This is a genomic window from Xylophilus sp. Leaf220 (assembly GCF_001421705.1).
Classification (GTDB): domain Bacteria; phylum Pseudomonadota; class Gammaproteobacteria; order Burkholderiales; family Burkholderiaceae_C; genus Xylophilus.
Window position 1 is genome coordinate 20026 of the sequence record NZ_LMKO01000003.1, and the last position, 23198, is coordinate 43223.

Annotated in this window: 22 protein-coding genes; 11 read left to right on the top strand and 11 right to left on the bottom strand. The window is 69.9% G+C overall.

Annotation, left to right across the window (positions count from 1 at the left end; translation table 11 throughout):
• Positions 1-10: 10 nt before the first annotated feature.
• Together ASE76_RS05995 and ASE76_RS19910 are read right to left on the bottom strand one after the other, a co-directional pair.
• A complete protein-coding gene (locus tag ASE76_RS05995) occupies positions 11-436 on the bottom strand; it encodes a type II toxin-antitoxin system HicB family antitoxin (RefSeq protein ID WP_055836327.1) in 426 nt (141 codons plus the stop codon).
• 84 nt (positions 437-520) lie between these two features.
• On the bottom strand, positions 521-697 hold the full coding sequence (locus ASE76_RS19910) for a type II toxin-antitoxin system HicA family toxin (protein WP_055843110.1): 177 nt from the start codon (positions 695-697) through the stop codon (positions 521-523).
• Positions 698-943: 246 nt separating this feature from the next.
• Here ASE76_RS19910 and ASE76_RS20450 point away from each other — a divergent pair, with 246 nt between their 5' ends.
• Positions 944-1180, top strand: a complete 237-nt coding sequence (locus ASE76_RS20450; RefSeq protein ID WP_156362536.1) for a hypothetical protein — start codon at positions 944-946, stop codon at positions 1178-1180.
• A gap of 20 nt (positions 1181-1200) precedes the next feature.
• Here the strand turns inward: ASE76_RS20450 and ASE76_RS06010 are convergent, their stop codons facing one another.
• From ASE76_RS06010 to ASE76_RS06020, 3 genes are all read right to left on the bottom strand, one after another.
• Complete coding sequence (locus ASE76_RS06010; protein ID WP_156362537.1) at positions 1201-1377, bottom strand: hypothetical protein; 177 nt, start codon at positions 1375-1377, stop codon at positions 1201-1203.
• 58 nt (positions 1378-1435) lie between these two features.
• A complete protein-coding gene (locus ASE76_RS06015; RefSeq protein WP_156362538.1) occupies positions 1436-2092 on the bottom strand; it encodes a hypothetical protein in 657 nt (218 codons plus the stop codon).
• Between the two features lie 233 nt (positions 2093-2325).
• A complete protein-coding gene (locus tag ASE76_RS06020; protein WP_156362539.1) occupies positions 2326-2715 on the bottom strand; it encodes a hypothetical protein in 390 nt (129 codons plus the stop codon).
• A gap of 80 nt (positions 2716-2795) precedes the next feature.
• Between ASE76_RS06020 and ASE76_RS06025 the strand changes: the two genes are divergently transcribed.
• Entirely contained in the window at positions 2796-3455 is a 660-nt protein-coding gene (locus ASE76_RS06025; protein WP_055836346.1) for an SOS response-associated peptidase, read from the top strand.
• Positions 3456-3761: 306 nt separating this feature from the next.
• On the opposite strand, the gene ASE76_RS20455 is transcribed toward ASE76_RS06025, so the two are convergent.
• The 4 genes from ASE76_RS20455 to ASE76_RS06040 form a co-directional block, all read right to left on the bottom strand.
• Positions 3762-4121 (bottom strand): hypothetical protein, encoded by a 360-nt coding sequence (locus ASE76_RS20455; protein WP_156362540.1) that lies wholly within the window; start codon positions 4119-4121, stop codon positions 3762-3764.
• Between the two features lie 247 nt (positions 4122-4368).
• Positions 4369-7095, bottom strand: a complete 2727-nt coding sequence (locus tag ASE76_RS06030) for an Hsp70 family protein (protein WP_055836349.1) — start codon at positions 7093-7095, stop codon at positions 4369-4371.
• Positions 7095-8918 (bottom strand): Hsp70 family protein, encoded by a 1824-nt coding sequence (locus tag ASE76_RS06035; RefSeq protein ID WP_055836352.1) that lies wholly within the window; start codon positions 8916-8918, stop codon positions 7095-7097. The genes ASE76_RS06030 and ASE76_RS06035 overlap by 1 nt, the downstream gene beginning before the upstream one ends.
• Complete coding sequence (locus ASE76_RS06040) at positions 8915-9496, bottom strand: DUF2760 domain-containing protein (protein WP_369793376.1); 582 nt, start codon at positions 9494-9496, stop codon at positions 8915-8917. Before ASE76_RS06040 ends, ASE76_RS06035 begins: the two co-directional genes overlap by 4 nt.
• Before the next feature lie 169 nt (positions 9497-9665).
• On the opposite strand from ASE76_RS06040, the gene ASE76_RS06045 reads away from it, so the two are divergent.
• The 6 genes from ASE76_RS06045 (at position 9666) to ASE76_RS06070 (ending at position 16921) form a co-directional block, all read left to right on the top strand.
• Positions 9666-10037, top strand: a complete 372-nt coding sequence (locus tag ASE76_RS06045) for a hypothetical protein (protein WP_055836358.1) — start codon at positions 9666-9668, stop codon at positions 10035-10037.
• Positions 10038-10173: 136 nt separating this feature from the next.
• Positions 10174-12288, top strand: a complete 2115-nt coding sequence (locus tag ASE76_RS06050) for a TonB-dependent receptor (RefSeq protein WP_082448068.1) — start codon at positions 10174-10176, stop codon at positions 12286-12288.
• Positions 12288-13025 (top strand): ABC transporter ATP-binding protein, encoded by a 738-nt coding sequence (locus tag ASE76_RS06055; RefSeq protein WP_055836361.1) that lies wholly within the window; start codon positions 12288-12290, stop codon positions 13023-13025. The genes ASE76_RS06050 and ASE76_RS06055 overlap by 1 nt, the downstream gene beginning before the upstream one ends.
• Positions 13022-14425 carry a DUF3526 domain-containing protein gene (locus ASE76_RS06060; RefSeq protein WP_055836365.1) on the top strand — a complete coding sequence of 468 codons (1404 nt, stop codon included), beginning with the start codon at positions 13022-13024 and terminating at the stop codon, positions 14423-14425. The genes ASE76_RS06055 and ASE76_RS06060 overlap by 4 nt, the downstream gene beginning before the upstream one ends.
• Positions 14422-15711: a DUF3526 domain-containing protein gene (locus ASE76_RS06065; protein WP_055836368.1), complete on the top strand. Its 1290-nt coding sequence runs from the start codon at positions 14422-14424 to the stop codon at positions 15709-15711. The genes ASE76_RS06060 and ASE76_RS06065 overlap by 4 nt, the downstream gene beginning before the upstream one ends.
• A gap of 121 nt (positions 15712-15832) precedes the next feature.
• Positions 15833-16921, top strand: a complete 1089-nt coding sequence (locus tag ASE76_RS06070) for a YihY/virulence factor BrkB family protein (RefSeq protein WP_082448070.1) — start codon at positions 15833-15835, stop codon at positions 16919-16921.
• 105 nt (positions 16922-17026) lie between these two features.
• Here ASE76_RS06070 and ASE76_RS06075 read toward each other — a convergent pair whose 3' ends face one another.
• Entirely contained in the window at positions 17027-17455 is a 429-nt protein-coding gene (locus ASE76_RS06075; RefSeq protein ID WP_055836371.1) for an ATP-binding protein, read from the bottom strand.
• Between the two features lie 152 nt (positions 17456-17607).
• On the opposite strand from ASE76_RS06075, the gene ASE76_RS06080 reads away from it, so the two are divergent.
• The 3 genes from ASE76_RS06080 to ASE76_RS06090 are packed head-to-tail and all read left to right on the top strand — an operon-like array spanning position 17608 to position 22416.
• Positions 17608-18321, top strand: coding sequence for a hypothetical protein (locus ASE76_RS06080; protein ID WP_168389224.1), 714 nt, complete (start codon positions 17608-17610; stop codon positions 18319-18321).
• Entirely contained in the window at positions 18318-20366 is a 2049-nt protein-coding gene (locus tag ASE76_RS06085; protein ID WP_156362542.1) for a hypothetical protein, read from the top strand. Before ASE76_RS06080 ends, ASE76_RS06085 begins: the two co-directional genes overlap by 4 nt.
• Positions 20356-22416, top strand: a complete 2061-nt coding sequence (locus tag ASE76_RS06090; RefSeq protein ID WP_055836380.1) for a PP2C family protein-serine/threonine phosphatase — start codon at positions 20356-20358, stop codon at positions 22414-22416. Before ASE76_RS06085 ends, ASE76_RS06090 begins: the two co-directional genes overlap by 11 nt.
• Here ASE76_RS06090 and ASE76_RS06095 read toward each other — a convergent pair.
• Complete coding sequence (locus ASE76_RS06095) at positions 22398-23144, bottom strand: GNAT family N-acetyltransferase (protein ID WP_055836381.1); 747 nt, start codon at positions 23142-23144, stop codon at positions 22398-22400. The genes ASE76_RS06090 and ASE76_RS06095 overlap by 19 nt on opposite strands.
• Between the last annotated feature and the right edge of the window lie 54 nt (positions 23145-23198).

Genomic DNA, 23198 nt, shown 5'->3' on the forward strand with positions numbered 1-23198 from the left:
AATAAACCAATCAGCAAATAGTCAAACACAAGTTCTTTCCCAAAGCTGAAAATGCAGTGGCTAGCGTGTCAATCTTTGTCGAATGCTTCGGATCGAGAAGGCGGGTGACTTCCTGCGGTCGAATGTTCATCTTCCGGGCTAAATCGATCGGTCGCTCATTCTGCTCGACCACAAGGTTGAGGAGTTCGACCTTTGCTGCTGCGGACAACGGCAGGCTTACCATGATCTCTCCAGGCTGGACCGCGCTCGGCGCCGGCACAAGGCGCCTATCCTCGAAGTAGAAATCCATTGCAGTCAGCAGCGCGTCGGCTGCCATGGATTGGGCTTCCTCCATGGTGTCGCCCTGGGTGATCGCCTCGGGAATATCCCTAAAGGTGACCACGTAGCCGCCGTCGGGATCGGGCTCGAATCGAGCGGGAAAAGTTTGCCGGTTCATCAGTATCTCCTGCGCAGCCCATGCTGCGGATTTGGGAGTCGGTGAAGTGCAGGATCACCAAAGCAGGCCCTTTCGGGCCCCTCCTCATTTGATGTTCAACTGCTTCAGGATTGCGCGTCTCGTGCCTTCCTTCAGCTCTTTCGACGGGTGCCTGGGCAGGGTGCTTATCTTGTCGTTCAGGTACAGCCTCCAGTGGTTCGTACCGTTCTCGACTCGGACTCCCTGCGACTCAAGCCACCGCTTGAATTCGCTGATCTTCACTTACCTCCCCGTTGTTGCGATAAGTGAATTATAAACAAAAAAGCGTATTTTGCAAGCAAATTTGTTTATAGCGGGCGTCCCGTTTTCTTCTAGTGCTATAACTTCCGCCTCATCGCCCAAGACACACCCATGCCGTCGCAACGCTATAGCCCCTCACTACCCATCCGTAACAGCCGGCGCTTGAGCCTCCTTTGCGGCTTGGCATCACTGGCTCTGGCCAGCGCTTGTAGTGCGTCCGAGTCCGACATGATCAGCTCGGGCAAGGCCGTGATTGCAGCAAACTCCGCTTGCGCCGCCAGCGTGCAGAAGACAGGGAAGGTCGATTCCACGTTGTGTGGCGTTAATACACAGAAGGCAAAGAAAGCATACGACGAGGCACGCATGACTGTGACAAAAGCAAGCCCTGCGACTGATGCAATCGGCGAGCAGGTCAATGCTTCGGTCGCTGAAACCTTCGGTGTCGTTATGAAGCATTCCCGCTAGCCGCGTCGCAAAGCACAGGATCAAAACGGTGCGTTCGACCGCTCGACCGTGACCGGCCCAGGCCCTGCATAGACCAGGGCCAGCGTCTCCTTCACTCGGACCTGCCACAGTGCGCCGCTTCCGCGCACGATGTACGCGTCCGGCGCCAGGGGCAGGATGTTCTTGGTGCTCCACTCGAAGCGGTGGTGGCGATGCATGGAGGTCGGAGGTTCCGGCGTGTAGAGCAGGGTAGGGTGGTCGTCTTGCATAGCTGCCTCAGAAAAGGTTAATCTGCTTGGTGCGCGGCGCTGCTGCCTCCCGGGCCGCCTGGATGCGAGCTGCCGCTGCTCGGGTGTCAGGTGGTGGCCGCACGCCCAGCTCGAACCAGGCGCGCGTCGTCAGTTCGGGCGGCAGATCGACCAGCCCGTGGCCGCGCGTCTGGGCTGCGCGGCTCTGCCATTTCTTCATCAGCTCGATATCGCCTTGCAACAGGTCGTCGCCCACCCGATGGCGCTTTGCGGCTTGTACGGCCGCCAGCAGCTGCACCGGTCCGCCGAAAACGCGCTCCATCGCCTCTCGATACAGGTCGCGCGCTCTCACGATGTCGTCGTGCTTGATCCTGCCGCTGGCGTCAACCCCGTGCAGCCGGACGGTCAGGCTGTCGCGCGCGCAGCCCTCGGCGTCGTGCTGCGCCCAGTCGACACTGGCCAGCACTCTTCCCTGCCCAACGCGGTCCGCCGCGTCGATTGCCGCTAGCACCTGCTCTGGAGTGCGGCGCACCCGACCCTGGGGATCCAGGGGCGCGGAAGGTACAGGGCCCGCATGAACTGCTGTCCAGAAGTAACTGACTGATTTGTAGTGCTTACTCGATGTCGCGCAGTACGTGACGCGGACGCGGCCCGCCCGCTTGCTGTCCATGTCGACCGTAAGCACCGTGCCCTTTTGGACGGACTCGGCCGGCGGCAGGTGCTGATGGCCGGCAGAGATCTCGTCCCCACCCACTGCGGGTAGAAGTCCTGGCGATGGGAAAAGATCGGAAACCACTGTAAAAGCATACAGTGCTTGGTGCAGAATGGCGCCCGGGCAGAATCGGCTTTACGCGCCGAGGCTGCCGCATATGCTGCGGCCCGCCGGCCGACGTTCGGGGCCGACGAGCGGTTGGCGCGCTAAGGTGTGTGGACGATCTCGACGGTGAACTGCAGGCCGGCCGCCGTCTCGTCCATGCGGCCGGCCATCACCAAGTCGCTCGGCCCGCTCGTCGTCCAGAGATCCACCAGCACGATCCACCGGTCGCTGTACCACTCGGCGCTGGCGCGCTCCCACGCTTCGGGCGGCAGAGGGGCGAGCCGTTCGCCCGTCAGCTCCACGATCGCGCGGATGTCGTCGGCCAGGTTTGCGGGGATGGGCGCTACGCCGGCCACGCTTTGCGCAAGGCCGAAGTCGCCGACGGCGAAGCGGTCGACCACCGCGGCGAGGATGGGCCGCCAGGCGGACGGCACGGGCTGCGAGACGCCGTCCTCCGGGGTCGGCATTGGTACGGCGGCAGGGTGAGGCATGGCAGGCTCCTGGGGCGATGGAATGTCTGGTGCCGTGCGTCGCTGACAGCCGCTGGGTCCAGGGTGCTCAGAATAGCGCCATGTGCTCACACTACCGAACGCCTGAACAGGCGCTGTTTCTCGAACGCTGGTCAGTCGCGCCGCCGGCAGACTGGGCGAAGACCGACCTGTGGCCCGGGTACAGTGGGCCGTTCTTGCGGCGGCCGAAGGCGGCCGATGCCGGCGACGAAGCCGTGGGCCACCTTGAGGCCGTCACCGGCACCTTCGGCCTGCTGCCGTTCTGGGCGAAGGACTCCAGCCTGGCCAAGCGCACCTACAACGCCCGGAGCGAGACGGCTGCCGAGAAGCCCAGCTTTCGCGATGCGTGGAAGCGTTCACAGCACTGCATCATCCCGGCCGCGGCCATCTACGAGCCGGATTGGCGATCGGGCAAGGCCGTGCCGACGCGGATCGAGCGGGCCGATGGCGTCGACCTGGGGATTGCCGGGCTTTGGGAGTGGAACTCGGCCCTCAACACGCACAGCATGACCATGCTGACCGTCAACGCTGACGACCACGAGCTGATGCGGAACTACCACAAGCTCGGCGACGAGAAGCGGATGGTGGTGATCCTGCCGCGCGGGCTCTACAGCGACTGGCTCGACGCGCCGGCCGGCAGCAGCATGGAGTTCATGCGGCAGTTTCCAGCCGATCGGTTGGTTGCGACCGCAGAACCGCGGCAGCCGAAGTCGACAGGCTGACTGCGTCTTCTCGATGTTCAAGCATCCATCGATGGACTGGATATGAGACGCGCCCCATATCCGTCTCATTTCAGGACCTAGAAGCGAAAAAGCCCGCTATCTTTTGGATAGCGGGCTTTGCAGCGATGACGCGCTTTAAGTGGTGGTGGGCCCTGAGTGACTCGGACACTCGACCTACGGATTAAGAGTCCGCTGACATGAGCGGCCTGGGCGGGTAATCACAAGTGCTTATAGGACAAACGCAGTCAATCTTTTCCGGCGCCTTCGTGTGGAAGGCATGAAGTTAGTGGTGAGCTGCCAGCGCCTTTAGCGGGCTGTGTTTTTGCCAGTCGACCTTCTGCGGCGACGGCTCTCGACAACCTCGTCGAGGAGCAGCTTAGGCAGTAGCAACACCACACCAACATGCAGGAGGAGCCGTAGTACATCGATCCGTGCGATAGGAGATGGGTCGAGCCAGAAAGCAACAATGCCGATAAGGGAGTTGGCGCTGCCGCCCAAGACGAACAGTGTCAAGGCAGGCCATTTGATTCGGCCTACCCACCGTCCTAGACGTTGCCAAGTGGTGACGTCGGCTTCTGCGATCTTCAACGCAAGCGTGATCGCTGCAAACAGACACCCTATGAGGGTTGGCCACGAAAAATTTTCCATGATCGAATTGTGGTCCATGAAGACCCTTCGGGCCCCCGCTTTTGTGGGATGAGGCTCTATCCAAGCCGCGGCAGAGCTAGCTCAAGTTTTGAGGTTTGTTCCCGTCAAGGTCTTGAAAGCCGCGCCAATCCTCATTTCTTGGTCGGATTGAAAATCCGCGTGTCGATGGTTCGATTCCGTCCCAGGCCACCAGACAGCAAAGCCCTTGATCTTCACAGGTCAGGGGCTTTTCGCATTGGTGCTGCTGCAAGCCATGCCAGGAGAATTACCAGCGCAAAAGCACCAACCCCGGCGGCAGTGCCTCGCCGAACAAGCGACGTTGGTCTGCCTCCTCCAGCACCGTCACCTCGCGCACCATCGCAGCCCAGCTGGGCGCCGCAGGGGCGGCTTGCAGCTGCTCGGCGATCTGCAGGCGCAGCGCCTCGGGCAGGTCGCGTGCGCGGTCGCCCGTGGCCCGGGCGATCTGGGCCACGGCGAAGGCGGCCGCCTCGTGGCGGGCCCAGTCCGGAGCGATGGCGGCGATCCGCCCAAGCCACTCCTGTGCGGTGGCGGGCGGCAGCACATGGTGCAGGCTGGCGTACAGCGGCTGGCGCGCACCCAGGCGGCCCAGCGCCCACCACAGCTCGGCCGTGGCGCCTTGCTGCAGCCGCTGCAGCAGCCAGCTGCCGAACTGCATCTTGTCGGCCGGCTGGATGCGTTCGAACGAGGCCGCCATGCGCAGCAGGTCGTCGAGTGCGCGCATCGGCGGGCCCTCGGGCACGGCGATGTCGGTGCCGCCGGTCGGCTGCAGGTAGTAGGCGACGGCCTCGTAGACCATCTGCTGCTGCTCGGCGTCCAGGCCGCCCGCGATGCGGCGCCACAGCGTCCACCATTCGGACCACTGCTGGTTGTCGTCGCTGTGTGCGATGCCGGGGCCGAACAGGTCCCACATCCGTTCCATGCGCCAGCCGTCCAGCGGATCGCCGAAGCCCGGCCGCAGCGTGAAGCCGACCAGGTTGAACCAGGTGCGCTCATGCTGCAGCGAGCGGCGGCGGCGCCGGGCGCCCTGCAGCAGCGCGCCGAACAGCGTGCGCAGCAGCGCGGCAGGCCAAGTGGCGCGTTCGCCGAGCAGGCGTTCCAGCGTGGCGCGCAGCTGGCGGACTTCCCTGGCGTCCACGGCCTGCTTCTTGTCGCCGTAGACGCGGTCGATGGCGGCCAGCGCCTCGGCCGAACGCGGATGGGCGGCGACGGGTGGCTCGGCATCCTGCGCGGCCGCACCGCCGCGCAGCTGGAATTCGAGCTTCCAGCGCTGGCCGGGCGCATCGGCCTCCTCCACCGCCACGCAATGCATCTCCAGCGTGCCGACGTCGGTGATCCGGGCATCGAGCACCACCTGCACCTCGCCGGCTGCGCCTGCCCGGGACTCCAGCACGGTGGCGATGGGCGGCAGGTGCTGCAGGCCGTCCTGCAGCGCGACCAGGTCGCCGGCGCGGTGCCGCAGGTCGGCGGCACGGGTGGCGAGGTTGAAGCGCACCGGGCGGCCCAGGCGCAGGCGGAAGCGTCGGGCATCGAGCCGCACGGTCTCGCCCTCGGGGGTGCCGTGCGGCAGCACGCAGACGCCCTGGCCGTCTTCGAGCGCGAGGTAGTAGGCGCGTGCGGCGCCGCTGCGGATGCGCGGCGCGCTGCCGGCGCGGGCCATGGCGTAGGCGACCGCGCCGCGCGCGACGGCGGCGTCGAGCCGGGGTGCCTCCAGCAGGCGGATCGGCGGGGTGTTCGCCGGCTGCCAGCCGTGCAGCGTGGCCAGCAGGCGCTCGCGCAGCACCGGGGCGTGGAACACGCCGCCGTTGAGCAGCACCGTGTCGGGCAGGTCGCCGCCCTGGCGCTGCAAAAAGGCGGCGATGTGGCGCGTGATGGCGGCGTCGTGGGCATAGGGCAGGCCGAACTCGACCAGGCCGCCGCGGGCGCGCCGGGGCTGGGCGTCGGCCGCGACCTGCGGGAAGAAGCCGTCGACCAGCAGCGTGTCCACATCGGCCCGCGTCAGTGGGGCCGAGCGTGCACCGCCGATCAGCCGGCTGCCGCCGCCCTGCAACGTGACCGTGGTTTCCGCCGGTCCGTCTGGCGCCAGCAGGCGCTCCTTGGCGCTGCGGCAGCGCTGGGTGAGCTGCGCCAGTTGGATGGCGCTCAAGCGCTGACCCGGCGTGCCGCCCGACAGCCGCGGTTCGATCCAGCGGGCAAGCGCCAGGTCCATGTTGTCGCCGCCCAGCACCAGGTGGTCGCCCACGCCGGTGCGCGCGAGTTGCGGCCGGCCCGTGGCATCCAACGCGACATCGACCAGCGTGAGGTCGGTGGTGCCGCCGCCTACGTCGACCACCAGCAGCCGGCGCGTGCCGGCCAATTGCCGGGCCAGGTCGTCACGGTGGTCGAACACCCAGTCGTAGAACGCGGCCTGCGGCTCTTCGATGAGGTGGACCGGGCCCAGGCCGGCCAGCGCTGCGGCCTGCAGGGTCAGCTGGCGCGCGCCTTCGTCGAACGAGGCCGGCACGGTGAGCACGGTGGGTTGCTGCGCGAGCGGTGCCTCGAGATGGGCCCGGTCCCAGGCGCGGCGCAGGTGGCGCAGGTAGCTGGCGCTGGCCTCCAGCGGGGAGACCTTGGCCACATCGTCCGGTGCGCCCCAGGGCAGGATGGCGGCGGTGCGGTCCACCGATGCGTGCGACAGCCAGCTCTTGGCGCTGGCCACCAGCCGGCCGGGCGTCTGCTGGCCCAGTTCGCGCGCGAAGGCGCCCAGAATGGCCGGCTCGTCCGAGGGCCACGGCAAGGGCAGGTCGGCCGCTGCCAACGCGCTTTCCGCGGCATGGAAACGCAGCGAAGGCAGCAGGGGCCGCGGCGCGACCTCGCCGGCCGCGATGCTCTGCGGCACCGCGAAGACCTGGATGTCGTCCGCACCGACCGGCGCGTACGCCAGCACGGTGTGGGTCGTGCCCAGGTCGATGCCGATGCGGAAGGCGGCCGCCATCACGCGTCGCGGACGTCGAACTCCACCTTCCAGTGCGCCCCTCCAGCGGCCTCGGCCAGCAGCTCCAGCGTGCCGATGTCGGTCACCCGCGCGCGCAACTGCACCGGCACCACGTCGCCGGCGGCGCGGCCTTCGGCCGGCAGCGTGGCCTCGATCTGCGCGAGCTCCTGCAGTTCGTCGGGCGACCAGAAGTCCAGCAGCGTGCCGGGCCGGTCGTCGCGCCGCACCGACGAGCCGAAGAAGCGGAAGCGCACCGATTCGCCGACCACCAGGCCGAGCTGCTGCGGCGGCAGCGGCGCTTCCGAGCCTTCCTCCATGCCGAAGGGCGCCACGCACAGCGCCTGCACCGGCGGCTCCAGCCCCGGCACGGCGGGCATGCTCGACTCGATGCCCACGTAGTAGGCCTGGGCCGTGCCGCCGCGGATGCGGATGCCCTGGCCCTGGCGCACCTGGCCGTAGTAGGACGCGCCGCGCGCCACCGCGTGGTCCATGTCGGCGCCCTGCAGCAGCCGCGCGGCGGGCGCGCCGTCGGCGGCCAGCCAGGCGTTGAGCGTGGAGAGCACGCGGTCGGCCAGCAGGTCGGACTTGAACACGCCGCCGTTGAACAGCACGGCCGTGGGATGCAGGAAGCTGGCGCCTTCAGGAGAGGGTGCGAAGCCCGCCAGTTGCGCAGTGGCGCCGAGCTGCCGGCCCAGCAGCGCGGCCAGGTGGCGCGTCACGGCGGCGTCCTGCGCATAGGGCAGGCCGATCTGCGTGAGGCCGGCGCGCGGGCGGCTGACCGGCCGCGCGCTGCTGTCCACCGCCGGGAAAAAACCTTCGAGCAGCAGGGCGGTCAGCAACGCGCGCTGCAGCTCCGTCTTGATCGACCCGCCGATGAGCCTGGAGCCCCGGCTGGGCACGACCAGCGGCACGCTCTGCAGGCTGGCATCGCCGAGCAACTGCTCCTTGGCCAGGCGGCAGGCGTAGGTCAGCGCGCGCATCTGCCAGGGGTCCAGCTGCTTGCCTTCGGCGGCCAGGCCGCGCGCCACGCCGTGGGCCAGCGCCAGGTCCATGTTGTCGCCGCCCAGCAGGATGTGCTCGCCCACCGCCACGCGGTTGAGCTGCAGGTTGCCGGCGTCCTCGGTCACCGCGATCAGCGAGAAGTCGCTGGTGCCGCCGCCCACGTCCACCACCAGGATCACGTCGCCGACCTGCACCTGCTTGCGCCAGTCACCGGCGCTGCCGGCGATCCAGCTGTAGAGCGCGGCCTGCGGTTCCTCCAGCAGCGTGACGCCCTGGTAGCCGGCGGCCTGCGCGGCCTCGGCCGTCAGCTCGCGCGCGGCCGGGTCGAACGACGCGGGGATGGTGACCGTGACGGCCTGCTGGTCGAACGGCGCATCGGGATGGCGGTGGTTCCAGGCATCGCGCAGGTGCTGCAGGTAGTGGGTGCTGGCAGCCAGGGGCGAGATGCGTTCGACCTCGGCCGGCGCATCGGCCGGCAGGATGCCGGCGCGCCGGTCCACGCCCGCATGGCCGAGCCAGCTCTTGGCGCTGGAGACCAGGCGGATCGGCGTCAGCGCGCCGTGGCTGCGGGCCCATTCGCCGGCGATGCGGTCGGGCGCGGGGTTCCAGGGCAGGGCCAGGTCGCCGGCGGCGAATTCGCTGGCGTGCGGGAGGTAGAGGAACGAGGGCAGCAGGGCGAAGTCCTGCACCGCGCCGGGGCCGCTCTGCTGGGCGACCGGCAGGATCTCGGGCGTCGCGCCTTCGGTCTGCAGGTCGACCCAGGACAGCGCGCTGTGGGTGGTCCCCAGGTCGATGCCGATGGCGTACCGCGCGTCGCTCACAGCTCCACCTCCGCCGGTGCGATCACGCGCGTGTCGTGTCCCTCGGTCAGGGCCGGCAGCCGCACGGCCGTGGCGCGCCAGCCCTTGTGCTGCAGCGTGCCGGTGAAGGGCGGCTGGCCGACCACGTTGCCGGTCACGCGCACGGCGGCGGCGTCGAAGCCCGCGGGCAGCGTCAGGCGGCTGCCTTCGGCTTCGGTGCGCACGGCTTCGAGGTCGAAGGTGTCCTGCAGCACCTTGCGTGCACCGCCGTGCAGCAGGCGCGCGGCGCCGCCCACGTCGGCATCGGAGTAGGCGGCGATGTCTTCCTGCAGGAAATCGACGAAGCGCGATTCGCGCTGCAGCAGGGCCAGCAGTTGCAGCGCGGCATCGACCTGGGCCGTTGCGCGCACGGGGGCCGGCGGTGGGGGAGGGAATGGCGCCTGCACCGGTGCGGGCGGCGGCACCTCGCTGGCCAGCGGAGCGCCGTCGCGCAGCGCCTGCACGCGCGCGGCCAGACGGTCGTCGCCCAGCAGCGCGAAGAAGCTGCCGAAGGCCAGGGACAGGCGGGAGAAAAAGGGAAGAGGGGTGGGTTCGGTCATGGGCATTGGGCAGAGGGGGCCGGTCGAACGCCGGGCCGCGTGGCCGCTATTGTCTTCAATGCGGCATAACGAACGGTAAGACGAGGATTCCATCGCTGCGCAACGGCAGCCGGGGCCGACATGTGCGTCAGGCAAAATCCCGCCCCGGGCCGAAACCCGCTTCTACCGCATGTCCCGCTTCCGAACGCTCACCACCTACTGGGTCATCGCCGTTTCCATGGCGTGTGTCCTGCTGGCGTGGCCGCTGCACATGGCGCAGCACGCGGCGGAGCCGCTCGGGGCCGACGCCGTCGCCAGCCTGGTGGGGGCCCTCGACCAGCCGGACGGCGACGGTCCGGCGGACGCCGACGGCGGCAAGGACGGCAAGCACCGCGGGTGCGTCTGGTGCATGTTCCACGGACAGCAGCATGCGGCGGGCGGCGCGCCGGATGCCCTGCGCTTCCATGCCGAGTCCCAACCGCCGCCTGTCGCCTGGCCACCAGGCCGCTTCACGGGCCGCAGCGAACTCGCGGCCGAGCCGCGCGGGCCTCCCGCCGCCTGACACGCCGGGCGTCCTGCGGCCGAGCCGCTGCCGGGTCCCGCCTCTCCTCTCGTGTGCAGCCTTGCCCGACCGGCAGGGCTGTGGCGCATGCGTGCGTCCTGCCGGCCTTCGGCATCCCTTTTTTTCCGAAATTCCCATGCACCCGTCCATTCCGGTCACGCTGCCGCGTGCCTTGCCCTTGTCCCCGTCGATGCTGGCCGTTCTCGTCCTGGCGGCCAGCCCCTCGGCCCGGGCCCAGACCGACATCGCTCTGCCCACGGTCACCGTGCAGGGCACCAACGAGGCCGACACCCGCCAGCCTGGCGACCGTGCCGAGCTCAGCATCCGGCCGACCGCCCTGCCGGCCACGGTGCAGCACATCGGCGAAACGGACATCGCCAACACCACCGTCGGCCGCGACATCTCCAACGTGTTCCGCCGCGTCCCCGGCGTGCTGGCCAACAACATCGACCAGGGCGAGACCGGCAACGGATTCCGCATGCGCGGCTTCGCCACCCAGGGCACCCACGGCGCCGACACCGCGGTCTACGTGGACGGCGTGCCGCAGAACATCCCGTCGAGCCAGGGCGGCGCCGGACACGGACCGGTGTTCCTGGAATGGCTCAACCCCGAGCTGATCGGCGGCATCGACGTCGTCAAGGGGCCGGTCTCGGCGCTGTACGGCGACCAGAACCGGGCCGGCGCTGTGGACATCCGCACGCGCGACGGCGGTCCGGCCACGCCCTCCAGCATCAGCGTGGGGGCCGAACGCTACGGCCTGAAACGGACCACCCTGGTGCTGTCCAACCGGTTCGCCGCCGGCGTGGCCGAGATCGACTCGCTGCTGGTGGCCGACATCTACCGCAACGACGGCTACCGGTACGCGTCCCGCACCGACCGCGACAGCCTGTCGTGGAAATTGTCGACCCAGCGCGACGGTGGCCGCTACAGCCTGCGCCTGACCCGCTACGTCGCCGACTTCGAGGCGGCCGGCTATCTGCTGCTGCCCGACCTGCAGCGCGGCCTGGATCCCCGTTCCACCCAGGCCAACAACCCCGGCTTCGGTGCGGCCCGCCGCACCAGCCTGGTCTTCAACCGCGCCCCGGCCGAGGGCGAGGCCGGCTGGTACGCCACCGCCTACGCCGAGAGCTTCGACCGCCAGCGCGCCATCACCAGCAACGCCACCCAGCACACGGTCGGCGTGGACGACCGCGACATCTACGGCGCCCGGCTGTTCCACAACCTCCGCTTCGGCGACGCGGGCCTGGTGCTGGGCACCGAACTGCGCAAGGACCGCGGCGATGCCTACCGCCGCATCTTCACCAACCGCCTGCCCACCGCCAACTACGTGAACGACCAGGGCCTGGACCTGCTCACCTACGGCCTGTTCGCCCAGGGCCAGTGGAAGGCGACGCGCGACCTGAAGCTGAGCGCCGGCCTGCGCTACGACCGCTTCGACTACGACATCCAGAACCTGAAGCTGCCGGCGGCCAGCACCGGCTACCGCAAGGGCGTGTTCACGCCCAAGGTGGGGGCGTCCTGGACGGTGCTGCCGCAGCTCGAACTGTTCGCCAACGTGGCCGAAGGCATGCGGTCGCCGGCCGCCGAGCAGATCAGCAGCAGCGGCGCCACCGGGCCGCTGGGCGCGGCGGGCGGCGTGGTGAGCCAGGTCAAGCCGAGCAAGGTGCGTTCCTACGACCTGGGCTTCACCGCCCGCCCGGCGCAGGACTGGACGGTCTCCGGCGCGGCCTACTACATCCTCAACAGCGACGAGATCGTCGGCCAGGCGGACGGGTCCTTCCGGTCGGTGGGCGACACCACCCGCAAGGGGTTCGAGCTGGAAACCCGCTGGCGGCTGGCCGGCGCGAGCAGCGTGTACGCCAGCGTGGGCCGCATCCTCGAAGCCAAGGCCAACAACCCGGCCCCCAATACCGGCGCCCGGCTGTCGATCCCGGCCACGCAGCTCAAGGGCGGCGCCCAGCACCGCTTCGCCCTCGGTGGCGGGCAGGTGACCCTCAATGCCGATGCCTACCTCATCTCCGACATCCCGTATTACGTCGGCACACCGGCCACGCAGGAGCGCACCATGCCGCTCTACACCCGCTACGACCTGCGCGGGACCTACGCCTGGAAGTCGGCCGAGCTGTCGCTGTACGCGGTCTTCCAGCCGCACCGCTTCGGCAGCGAGATCGCCTACGGCAGCGCCGCCGGGCTGATGCTGTCGCCGGTCCCGCGCACCACCGTCGGCGCCTCGCTGCGCTACTTCTTCTGATGGGCGACGACGCGGTTCTGGAGGCGCGGGGCCTCACCGTCCGGCGCGGCGCGCGGGTCACGCTCGACGCGCTGGACCTGCGGGTGCCGGCCGGCTGCGTCTACGCGCTGCTCGGCGGCAACGGCGCCGGCAAGACGACCACGCTGAATGTCTTCCTGGGCTTCGTCCCGGCCGAACGGGGCCAGGCGCTGGTGGACGGCATCGACGCGTCGCGGCATGCGCAGCAGGCCCGCCTGCGCCTGGCCTACCTGCCGGAGAACGTCGCGCTCTACCCCTACCTGACGGGGGTCGAGAACCTGCGCTACTTCTGCATGCTCTCGGCCATCGACCTGCCGAAGGCGCAATGCCGGGCGCTGCTGCAGGCCGGCGGCCTGGGCGAGGATGCCCACGACCGGCGCGTGTCCGGGTACTCCAAAGGCATGCGGCAGAAGGTGGGGCTGGCCATCGCCAAGGCCCGCAAGGCCACCGCGATGCTGCTGGACGAGCCCACGTCGGGCCTGGACCCCGCCGCGGCCCACGCATTCGCCCAGAGCGTGCTGCAGGCCCGGGCGGAGGGTATGGCGGTGCTGATGGCGACGCACGACCTGTTCAACGCCTTGCAGGTCGCAGACCACATCGGCATCCTGCGGGACGGGCGCCTGGTGGCGGACTTCGCGGCGCGGGACGTGGTCCATGGCGAGCTCGAGCGCATCTACCTGCACCATGCGCGCGGCATGCCGGAAGGGGCGGCGCGATGATCGGCGCGATCGCGGCCAAGGAAACCCGCGCATGGCTGCGGGACGGGCGGCTCTGGGGCTTCGGCCTGGTGCTGGCGGCCCTGTTCATCGCCGTGCTGGCGACAGCGTCGCAGCAGCGTGCGCAGGCCGAGCGGGAGCGCGCCGAGGTCGAGCGGGCGGTGCGCGCCCAGTGGGACCACCAGGGCGAGCGCAATCCGCACCGGGCCGCCCATTTCGGGCTGTACGCGTTCAAGCCGGGGTCGGCGTTGTCCGCGGTCGAGCCCGGCGTGGACGCCTCCACCGGCCAGGCGCTCTGGCTGGAGCCGCATCGCCGCAACATGGCGATGTTCGCGCCGGCCGCGGACGCGGCGCCTTCGATGGGCCTGGGCGCATTCACGCCGGCCTTCGTGCTGCTGGCCCTGGTGCCCCTGCTGATCGCGGTGCTGGGGCACGGCACGGTGACACAGGAGCGCGAGCTCGGCACGCTGCGGATGCTGCACGCCAGCGGCATGCGCGGCACGGTGCTGGTGGCGGGCAAGTGGCTGGGGCTGTGCGCCGGGCTGGCCGTCGTGCTGGTGCCGGCGCTGGGTGCGGGCGGACTGCTGGTGGCGGACGCAGAAGGAGGGGGAGCGGTAGCGCTGCTGGGGTTGGCGTTGGTGGCCCACTACGCGACCTGGGCCGCCGTCACCGTCCTGGTGTCGGTGCACTGCAGAAGCTCCCGCTCCGCGCTCCTGGTCCTGGCGGCGCTGTGGCTCGCCTGGGTGTTCGTCGTTCCACGCATGGCGGCGACCGCGGTGGAGCGGCTGGCGCCGCTGCCCACCGGCGCGCAGTTCTGGTCGGCCATCCACCACGACCTGGAGCAGGGACTGCCCGGCGACGGCACCGCCACGGAGCGGCTGCGGGCTTTCGACGCCCGGCTGCTGGCGGACCACCGGGTCGCCCGGCTCGAAGACCTGCCCTTCGGCGCGAACGCCAAACGGCGGCTGTTCCGGGACGCCTACGCGACCCGGGTGCATGCCCTGCATTTCGCGCGACTCTGGGATGCCCAGCAGCACCAACAGAAGCTGCTGAGGTGGTTCGGCATCGCGAGTCCCGTTGGCGCGGTGCAGGCGGTCGGCGCCGCGTTGGCGGGCACCGACCTGGCCCATCGGCGGCACTTCGAAAACCGGGCCGAGGACTACCGGCAGCAGTTCACCACCCGGGTGGACGAGTGGGACCTGGCCTCGACGCGCGGCGTCACCTCCTTCGAGCAACGCTATGCCGGCAATGCCCAGTGGCAGGCCATCCCGCCCTGGCGCTACGACCCGCCGGGCCTGGGATTCGCCGTCCGCTCCGCGGCGGCCGACGGGGCGCTTATGGCGGCCTGGTTGGCCCTCGCGTTGGCGGCGCTCGTCGTCAGCGCCAGGAGGCTCGATCCATGAATCCCGTTTTCTCTGCCTGCTATTGGCGGGCCGAAGGTTCGAAGTTTTCGCGGCAGCCCCTGGCCTGGGGTGCGCTGGCGGCGCTGTGGGTCGTGCTGCTGGTGACGGCGGTCTCCGCCGGCCTCGACGCCCGAGCGTGGCGTAGCGACGCGGCGCAGGACGCCGTGCAGCACGCCGCCCGGCTGGAGAAAGCCGTCGAACAGTTCCGCGCCGGGCCGCCGCCCGGCCCGGCCCGGGCGGTGGCGACCTACCAGCTGGGCCGTGGCGAACTCGGCAGCACCCGCATGCCGGTCGACGCGGGACTGGCCTTGGGAATACAGAGGCTCGCCGTGCTGCCCGTGCGGCTGAAGGCCTCGCTCGATAGCCGCCATGTCGACGCACGCGACCCGGGTCCGCTGCGCAACCCGATGCTGGCCGACGCCGCACTGCCGGGCCTGCCGGCCATGGTCGCGCTGCTGCTGCCGCTGGTCGCACTGGTCCTCTGCGCGGGCCTGGTGCAGGAAGAGCGCGAGCAGGGCCGCCTGGCCCTGCTGCGCCTGCAATCGCGACACGGGGTGGGGCCTGTCCTGGTGGCAGCGCTGGGCTGGCGGTTCATCGCGCTGTGGGGCGTGGCCGTCGCCGCGACGCTGCCTGCGTTGGCGCTGGACCCGGGCGCGACCGCCCGGGTGGCCCTGCAATGGTCCGCGGCGCTGGGGATCTTCTGCGCTTTCTGGGTGGTGGTCGGCGGTGTCGTGTCCTGTGCCCCGCTGTCGGGCGCCGCCAGCATGCTGGCGGCACTCGGCATCTGGCTCGTGTTGACCTTCGCCGTGCCCGCCGCCCTGGTGCAGAGGGCCGGCGACCGGGAGCCGATGCCGTCGCGCCTGGCCGCGGTCCTTGCGATCCGCCATGCGCAGCAGGAGGGCGAAGACAACGAGACCGAACTGGCCCGGGCCTGGTATGCCGCACATCCCGAGGTACCTGCCAAGCTGCCGCCCGCCTGGCCCGCCAGCTTCGTTCCCCGGGTGCTGGCGCAGGACCGGGAATTGCAACCGCTGGCGCAGGACTTCCAGGAGCGCCGATCGGCACAGGCGGTCTTCGTCGGGCGCTGGTCCTGGTCGTCGCCGGGCCTGGCCCTGGTTTTGTTCGGGCAGCGCCTGGCCGGTACCGATGCCGCTCGCCATGCGCACTACCTGGAGCGCGTCGATGCGTTCGAAGCCGATTGGCGGGAATTTCTCGTTCCCCGTGTGATGGACTTGCAAGGAATGGGCGCCGGGCAGGTCGAGGCGCTGCCGCGCTTCGGGCGGTGAACGGCGCTTGCCGATGCCGGTTCAGGAGCGATCTTTTGCCCGGCGTTCGCAGTCGCGTCGTCCCCGCCTACAGGACAGGCTATTGCAGCCGGATACAAGTGGCGCTCCACCAGGACCTGCCATGAAGCCCTCCACCATTTTCGATATCGCCAAGAAGTCGGCTCTCGCCTGGGTCGACGACTACGCCCCCAGCATGGGCGCTGCCATTTCCTACTACACGGTGTTCTCCATCGCGCCGCTGCTGGTGATCCTCATCGCCATCGCGGGCTACGTGTTCGGCGAAGAGGCGGTGCGGGGATCGCTGCAGGGACAGATATCCGGATTGGTAGGCAAGGAGGGGGCTGAGGCGATCCAGGGGCTGATCAGCAGCGCACGGGAGCCGGCCGAGGGGCTGGTGGCCAGCGGAATCAGCATCGTCTTCCTGCTGGTGGGCGCGACGACGGTATTCGCCGAGATCCAGAGCGCGCTCGACCGCATCTGGCACGTGCCGGAAAAGTCCAAGCCGAGTGGGCTGTGGGGCCTGTTGCGGGCGCGGTTCCTGTCGTTCGGGCTGATCCTGGGGTTGGCCTTCCTGATGATGGCGTCGCTGTCGATCAGCGCGGGTCTGGCCGCGATCGACACCTATTTCCAAAGCCTGATGCCGGGCTGGACCACGGTGCTGATGGTGCTGAACCTGGCGCTGTCATTGGGCGTCGAGACCCTGCTCTTCGCGATGATCTTCAAACTGATGCCGTCCACCCGGATCGCATGGCGCGACGTGTGGGTCGGCGCGGTCGTGACGGCGGTGCTGTTCGAACTGGGCAAGGTGCTGATCGGCCTGTACGTCGGCAAGGCCGGCATCAGCTCGACCTATGCGGCCGCGGGCTCGATCGCGATCATCCTGATCTGGGTGTACTACGCCACACAGGTGTTCCTGCTGGGTGCGGAATTCACCAAGGTGTATGCCAGCGAGCACGGCTCGAAACGGGAATCGGGGCGCCTCGCGAGCAGTGACGTTCAGCAGGGTCGAGACGAGCCGTCATCCACACCGGCCGCATTCGGTATGCCGCCCGCCCGAGCAAGTACTGTCGCTTTGCGCCGACCGGACGCCGGTGAAGCACCGTTGGCTACCAGCCTGGCGGTCAAGGGCGGCCTGATCGTCCTGCGAGTGCTGCTGGCAGGCTGGCTGGAGAGTCGCCACCAGAAGATCCGCCAGCGGCGAGTGCGGTAGTCGAGCCAGGGGATCACGGCAACTGCGCTTGGCTACCCATGCACAGCAACTGGCCGAGCTCCGGTGCTAGGCCGGTCTACGTTGGGCGTCCCTTCATCCCGACGCTCAAGATGCGCTTCCCGACTTCACGATCGACAGCTCGTTGCAGGGGCCCATACGCTCGTAATGGATCTTCGACGCCATCCGGCGCATGAAGTGGATCCCCAGCCCGCCGATATCGCGCTCCTCAACGTCCAGCCCCGTGTCCGGCGGCGTGGCCGCCAGAGGATCGAAAGCGGTGCCCCAGTCCCGGACGACCACCTCCACGCAGGAGGGGGAAGGACTGCTGGCGCGTACGTCGACCGGTCCGACAGCCCCGGCGTAGGCATGCATGGCCACGTTGGTCAGCCATTCGTCGAGGATCAGCCGCAGGGGCAGATAGACCGAAGGCTGCACTTCGTGCGATTCGGCCCACTCCTCGAAAGCGTCGAGAAACGACGACACGGCCTCGGTATCGGCTTCGAATTTGCGTTGCATCTCGACAGGTGTCGTCATCGCGGGTGGTAACTGTTTGCGAGGATGGATGACAATATGTCGCCAGGCGACTGCGGAATTGTGGCACGCGGTTGCACCCCTCGCCCTACGGAATTGTTCAAGTGCCGACGCTTTCCACCATCAACCGCACCGGGGCGCCTGCCCCTTCCGCCGTGTCCGTGACCCTGCCATGGGTGTGGGAGGCAGCAGGCATCTGGTTGCTTCTGGTAGTGCTGGGCGTGGCGTGGATCGCCGCTTCCCTGGGTGCGCTGCGCGACGAAGAGTCCAACGCCCTGCAGCAACAGCGCCTGACGCTCACCCTTTTCGATCTCAAGGAGGCGATCGAGGCCGATCTGGCACTGGGCTTCGACCTCGTCGACAACCCGAGCCTGCAGGCCCGGCTCGACCGTGCGCTGGAGCGGGACACCGAACTGCGCGCGATCGATGTCGCGAGCCTCGCGGGCCACACGCTCTTCAGCACCGACCGCGGCTCCGTTGGAGAGCCGTTGGCCCCGGAGGTCTTGGCTGCGGCGCGTGTGCCGGCCCATGCGCGCCGGGTCTGGACCACCCAGGTGGCGGGCGAACCGGTGATCGGCATCGCGCTGCAGGGGCCTTTCGGCGAGACGGCCGGCCTGATCACCAGCGCCTACCACCGTGAGGTGACGGTCGCCCCGGGCTTCCAGTCGACGGGTGTCGCCCTCCTGGCGAGCCTGGTGGTGGCGGTGTGCGGCGCCGCCTGGGCGGTGCAGCTGCTGCGGCGGCGCCAGCAGGCCGAGGCGGCCGAGGAAGCGCGGGTTTTGCACGACATGTCGCGGGCCAGCCAGGGCGTCGGACAGCGTTTCGAGCATTGCCTCATGCAGGTGGACGAAAGCGAGCGCGTCGAATGATCCGCCTGTTGCCGCGTCGGTGGGGCGTACCCGCCCGGTTGGGAGTGGGCGCCGCAGGCCTGCTGTGGCTGACCGCCGTGATCCTGTCTGCCTACACCTATGCCACGCTGGCTGCGTCCCGCGCGGCAGGAGACGAGGCGCGGGCCCGCCTGATGGCCCAGGCCGTGGCCGTGCGGCTCGACCGCGCCCTGGGATATGGCATTCCGTTGCAGCAGCTGGTCGGCGTGCCGGCCTTGCTGCAGCAGCGCATGGTGGCCTATCCGGAAGTCGACAGCATCGCGGTGCTGGATTCGGGTGGCCGCGATCTCTGGCGCAGCACGCAGCGCAACACGGTGGAGACGTTGCCGCTGGGACTGGGGCTGTTGTCGCCGCCGGCGGTGTCGGTGGACCAGTCGCTCGTCGTGCAGGGCGTGCCGGTCGGCGTGGTGCGCCTGGTGGTGCGCAGCCCCGGCCTGATCGCCTTCATGCGCTCGGTGGCCGCTCCGCTCACCCTGGGCTGCCTGCTCTTCGCCGGTCTGGCATGGCTGGCCGCCGTCCTGGCCCACGCCGCGGGCCGCGACTCCCGCGACCGGGCGGTGCGCCATGCGGCGCGCGACATCTTCGGTGCCCGCTACGACCGCCTGACGCTCGTCCTGCAGCGGCGGGCGTTCGACCTGCGGCCGCAGCAGATGGCCCGCGCCGCCCGGTCGGTGCACGAGATGCTGGTGCGCGCACGGCGCCAGATCGGCTCGTTGCGGCAAACCGAACCGTCGCCTTCCCGGCGCGACTGGCTGGACAAGCTGATCGCCGATGCGGAAGGCAACGGCAGGTTCTCGGCGGACCTGCAGGTCCGCCGCGTGGTGGCCTCCGACGCGCAGTGCGCGTGGCTCGCCCTGATGGCGGGTACCGGCGGCAGCGCGACGCTGGCCTGCGCGTCGATGCATGCGCTGCCGGGATGGGCCCAGCCCTGGGTGTCGCATGCGCCGTGGTTGGTGGGCCTGTGGGTGCTGGCCCTTGCTGCGGGTGCCCTGGCCTCCGTGGGCGTGCGCCGCAGCGCCAGCCCGGCGATCGTCGCGGCCCTGACGGCGCTGGTGCTGCTGGCACTGGGCGGTTTCGTGTCGTGGGCCCTCCAGGGGTCGGTCGTAGCGTTGCTGGCCGCGGTCCTGGCCGGGGCAGCGATGGGGGTGGCCCTGACCGCCTGCGAAGGTGTCCAGCGTGCGATGCGGGTCCGGCAGGATCTGCTGCCCATCGGCCGCCGGCCGTGGTGGCCGCTGGCGGCGTGGTGCCTGGGCGTGCTGTGCTTCGGGCCTGCCGCCGTCGGGCTCCTGCGGGTCACCGCACAGGTCGATGTCGCGGTGGCGGTCTTCGTGCCGGTGCTGCTGGCGCTCGCGATGGTGTGGCGCTGGAACGTGGCGCGCAGCCCCTGGCGCAGCCGCCTGCGGCCGGCAGCGGCCGAGGGTGCGCAGGCCGGATGGGGCGGCCTCTGGGCCGTCGGCGTGGGCGCCGCGGCGGCGGCCCTGCCCGCCTGCGCTGCGGCCTTCCCCGAACTGGGCGCCGCACGGGCGACATGGGCCGTGGGCGCGGCCCTGCTCGCGGGCGGATGCCTGGCGCTGGGCTTTCTCCAGAACGACGTCGGAAGTGCCAGACCTGTTCGCGCGGCGGCTCTGGCGGGAGCGTTGCTGCTGGCGGTGACGGTGGGGGTCGGCCTGGTCGGTGACGGCCGGGCACTCCACGCGCCGCTGTCCACCACCTCGGCCGGCTGGAATTTCCTGCACGCGTGGCTGGTGCCGCTGCTGCAGGCCGTTGCGGCTGGCGCACTGGGGTACGCACTGTCGGCTCCGCTGCGGCGTGTCCGGCTCGGGCGGCTCGGCGAGGTGCGGGGCGGTGCCGGCACCCGCTTCTGGTGGAGGGCGGCCGCCGGTGCCGCGCTGGTGGCCCTGGCGTTCGCCGGCCGGCCGTGGGCCGTGGAAGCCCTGGCCTCCTCGGCGCAGGCGCAGGACGTACCCGTGATCGCCGTACCCCGTACGGCGCCCACTGTTCCCGGGGAGGGCCGGCGTGGCGCTTAAGAATCGGATCACCCTGATCGTGCTGGTCGCGATCCTGATGCTGTGCGCGGCCTTCGGCGCCGCATCCTGGCTGCGCGACAAGCGCCAGCAGGCACGCTACGACGCCGTGCTGCTGCAAAGCCAGACCATCGCCTGGGACCGGCTGCAGAAGGAAAGCCTCGACCTGGCCGATGCGACCGCACGCCGCCTTCTGGAAGACCCGTCCTGGCCCGCCGTCTGGGCGCAGCGGGACCGGTCGGCCCTGGGCGCGCGGCTCGACGCGGCGGTGGCCGGCGCCGCGGGCCTGCGCGTCGACGTGTTCGACGCCCTGGGCGCACTGGTGGCGAGCACCGACAACAGCCTCGACCCGGCACCGCTCGCGCGGGCCGGCTGGGTGGTGGCGGCCGCGGGCAGCGCCGGCTCGGTACAGGGCCTGAGCCAGGTCGATGCACAGCACTATGCGTGGGTGTCGGTGCGCGGCTTCGATGGCGGCGCGATCGCGGTCGGCTGGGACGCGCGGGCCCGGTTGGCCGGCCTGGCCTCGGGCCTGGGCGGCGAGGCCGCGCTGCTGAACATGCGCGGCCGCGAAGTGGTCTCGACCCAGCCCGGGCGGCTGCAGCAGCAGGGCATCGCGGTGCCGGTCCGCACGGCGGCCGTGTCGCTCCAGCAGAGCCACGACTTCGTCTGGCAGGTCGTTAGCCGGCCGCTGCAGAACCCCGACGGCCGCGTGATCGGCGCCCTGGTCTGGCTGCGCGACGTGACGTCCGTCGCGCGGGCCGACCGCCGCGCCGACCTCTTCCTGGCGGGTGCTGCAGTGCTGCTGGTCGCCGCGCTGGTCGGCGGCCTGCTGATGTACTTGCGCCATGCGATGGAGCCTCTGTCGCGCTCGGTCGGGGTCTTGCAGGCCCTGGCCGGCGGTGCGACCGACGCCGCCCTGGACGAGGGCGAGGACGAGGCGGAGGACGAGTCCGGGGACATCGCCCGCGGCATCGTCGCCATCCGGACGGAGCTGCTCAACCTGCAGACGCTGCGCGAGGAGCGGGTGCGCACCCGCCGCCAGCAGGAGCGCCTGATCCGCGACCAACTGCGGACCCTGGCCGACAGCCTGGACTCGAACGCACGGCTGGAAATCCTGGCCGCGTTGGGAGAAACGCAGGACGCCGACGCAGATCCCGCCGGGTCGCAGGCGTCCGCCGGCGCCGACGGATCGCCCAACCAACTGGCGGAGCTGGCCGGCATCCTCGGCCGGATGTCGGGCCTGGTCACCAACCAGCAGAACCAGCTGCTCAAGCTGCTGCGCGACCTGCAGGCGGCGATGGAAACGCAGGCGATGTTCGCCAGCCTGCAGCAGGAGCTCGAGATCGCGCGGCAGATGCAGCTGTCGATCCTGCCGCGCTCGGCACCCGACGCGCCGGGCGTGGAAGTGCGGGCCACCATGGTTCCTGCCAAGGAGATCGGGGGCGACTTCTACGACTACTTCATGGTCGACCACGAGCATCTGGCCGTGGTGGTGGCGGACGTCTCGGGCAAGGGCGTGCCGGCCGCGTTCTTCATGGCGATCTCGCGCACGCTGCTCAAGAGCCACGCGCTGTTCCTGCGCCGGCCCGGGGCCGCGATCGAAGCCCTGAACAACCAGCTGTGCGCCGAGAACGAACAGATGATGTTCGTCACCGTCTTCTTCAGCCTGCTGCACCTGCCCACCGGCCGGCTGACCTACGTCAACGCCGGACACAACCCGCCGGTGCGCATCGCCGGTCACGAGGCCCGGTATTTCCCGAGCGGCCAGAACATGGCGCTGGCGGTGCTGGAGGACCAGACCTTCACCGAGGGCGAGACGATGCTGGCCGTCGGCGAGACCATCGTGTTCTACACCGACGGCGTGACCGAGGCCACGAACGCCGCCGGCGATCTGCTGGGCGAAGCCGCGCTGCTGGCCCTGCTGGGGCGATCCGGAGCCGGCCACACCGGCCTGCCGCAGCAGGTTCTGCAGGCGGTGCACGCCTTCGAGGACGGCGTTCCGCAGTCGGACGACGTGACCGTCGTGTCGCTGACCTACAAGGGGACGCCTTGAATCACGAGGCGCCGCAGAAAGCGCAGGTGGACCTGGTCGTCGGTACGCAGTTCCCCCACGCCGACGTAGCCGTCGGCGAAGGCCTGCCGCTGCGCGTCCAGGTCGTCGCTGTCGATCAGGCGCTCGTCGCCGGTGTCGACGTGCAGGCCGTGGTGCAGGTCGATCAGGGCTATCTGGCGGCGCAGACCGTCGAGATCGCCTACCCAGGCCACATGCAGGCCGCGGCGCAGCATGTTGTGGCGGCTCGAATGGTTGTGCAGCGACACCACCGCCATGCACAGGTGTCGCCGGTGCGCGTGGGCCAGGGCCAGCCGGGCGCCCAGCAGCGTCCGCTGCAGCCCCTGGCCGCGCCAGCCCGGCCGCACCATGCAGCTCGACAGGTGCGCGGTGGCGGCGCGGCCCGCGGCGTCCAGCCCCAGCCGCACGCCCAGGTTGTCGGGATCGTCCGCCGCGGGCAGTCCGAGCATGGCGTAGGCCACCATGGCATCGCCATGGAACACGCCGATGGTCTCCCCGTGCGGCGTGCAGTGCTGCAGGAAGAAGGCGCGCTCGTCGTCTTCCCGCACGTAGCAGTCGGGGTCGGGAAGGGCGGCGATCACCTCGTTGCGCAGCGCGGTCCACAAGGGCTCGTCTGCGGGCTCCAGCAGCCGGGTATGGAGGTTCGGATTGCCCGAGAAGCCCCGCGGTGCAGGGTGCAGCAGCGGCGAGGCAGAGCGCGATGAATACAAGGCCGGGGTTCCTCGAAGAGACGGTTGCGGATGCCTTCGCCGCCGTGCCAGGCC

Bases quoted from the DNA above. Each gene is read 5' to 3' on its own strand.
- ASE76_RS05995 (WP_055836327.1), bottom strand. From the start codon at position 436: ATGAACCGGCAAACTTTTCCCGCTCGATTCGAGCCCGATCCCGACGGC.
- ASE76_RS20450 (WP_156362536.1), top strand. From the start codon at position 944: ATGATCAGCTCGGGCAAGGCCGTGATTGCAGCAAACTCCGCTTGCGCC.
- ASE76_RS06010 (WP_156362537.1), bottom strand. From the start codon at position 1,377: ATGCATCGCCACCACCGCTTCGAGTGGAGCACCAAGAACATCCTGCCC.
- ASE76_RS06020 (WP_156362539.1), bottom strand. From the start codon at position 2,715: ATGCCTCACCCTGCCGCCGTACCAATGCCGACCCCGGAGGACGGCGTC.
- ASE76_RS06025 (WP_055836346.1), top strand. From the start codon at position 2,796: ATGTGCTCACACTACCGAACGCCTGAACAGGCGCTGTTTCTCGAACGC.
- ASE76_RS20455 (WP_156362540.1), bottom strand. From the start codon at position 4,121: ATGGACCACAATTCGATCATGGAAAATTTTTCGTGGCCAACCCTCATA.
- ASE76_RS06030 (WP_055836349.1), bottom strand. From the start codon at position 7,095: ATGGCGGCCGCCTTCCGCATCGGCATCGACCTGGGCACGACCCACACC.
- ASE76_RS06040 (WP_369793376.1), bottom strand. From the start codon at position 9,496: ATGACCGAACCCACCCCTCTTCCCTTTTTCTCCCGCCTGTCCCTGGCC.
- ASE76_RS06045 (WP_055836358.1), top strand. From the start codon at position 9,666: ATGTCCCGCTTCCGAACGCTCACCACCTACTGGGTCATCGCCGTTTCC.
- ASE76_RS06050 (WP_082448068.1), top strand. From the start codon at position 10,174: ATGCACCCGTCCATTCCGGTCACGCTGCCGCGTGCCTTGCCCTTGTCC.
- ASE76_RS06055 (WP_055836361.1), top strand. From the start codon at position 12,288: ATGGGCGACGACGCGGTTCTGGAGGCGCGGGGCCTCACCGTCCGGCGC.
- ASE76_RS06060 (WP_055836365.1), top strand. From the start codon at position 13,022: ATGATCGGCGCGATCGCGGCCAAGGAAACCCGCGCATGGCTGCGGGAC.
- ASE76_RS06065 (WP_055836368.1), top strand. From the start codon at position 14,422: ATGAATCCCGTTTTCTCTGCCTGCTATTGGCGGGCCGAAGGTTCGAAG.
- ASE76_RS06070 (WP_082448070.1), top strand. From the start codon at position 15,833: ATGAAGCCCTCCACCATTTTCGATATCGCCAAGAAGTCGGCTCTCGCC.
- ASE76_RS06075 (WP_055836371.1), bottom strand. From the start codon at position 17,455: ATGACGACACCTGTCGAGATGCAACGCAAATTCGAAGCCGATACCGAG.
- ASE76_RS06085 (WP_156362542.1), top strand. From the start codon at position 18,318: ATGATCCGCCTGTTGCCGCGTCGGTGGGGCGTACCCGCCCGGTTGGGA.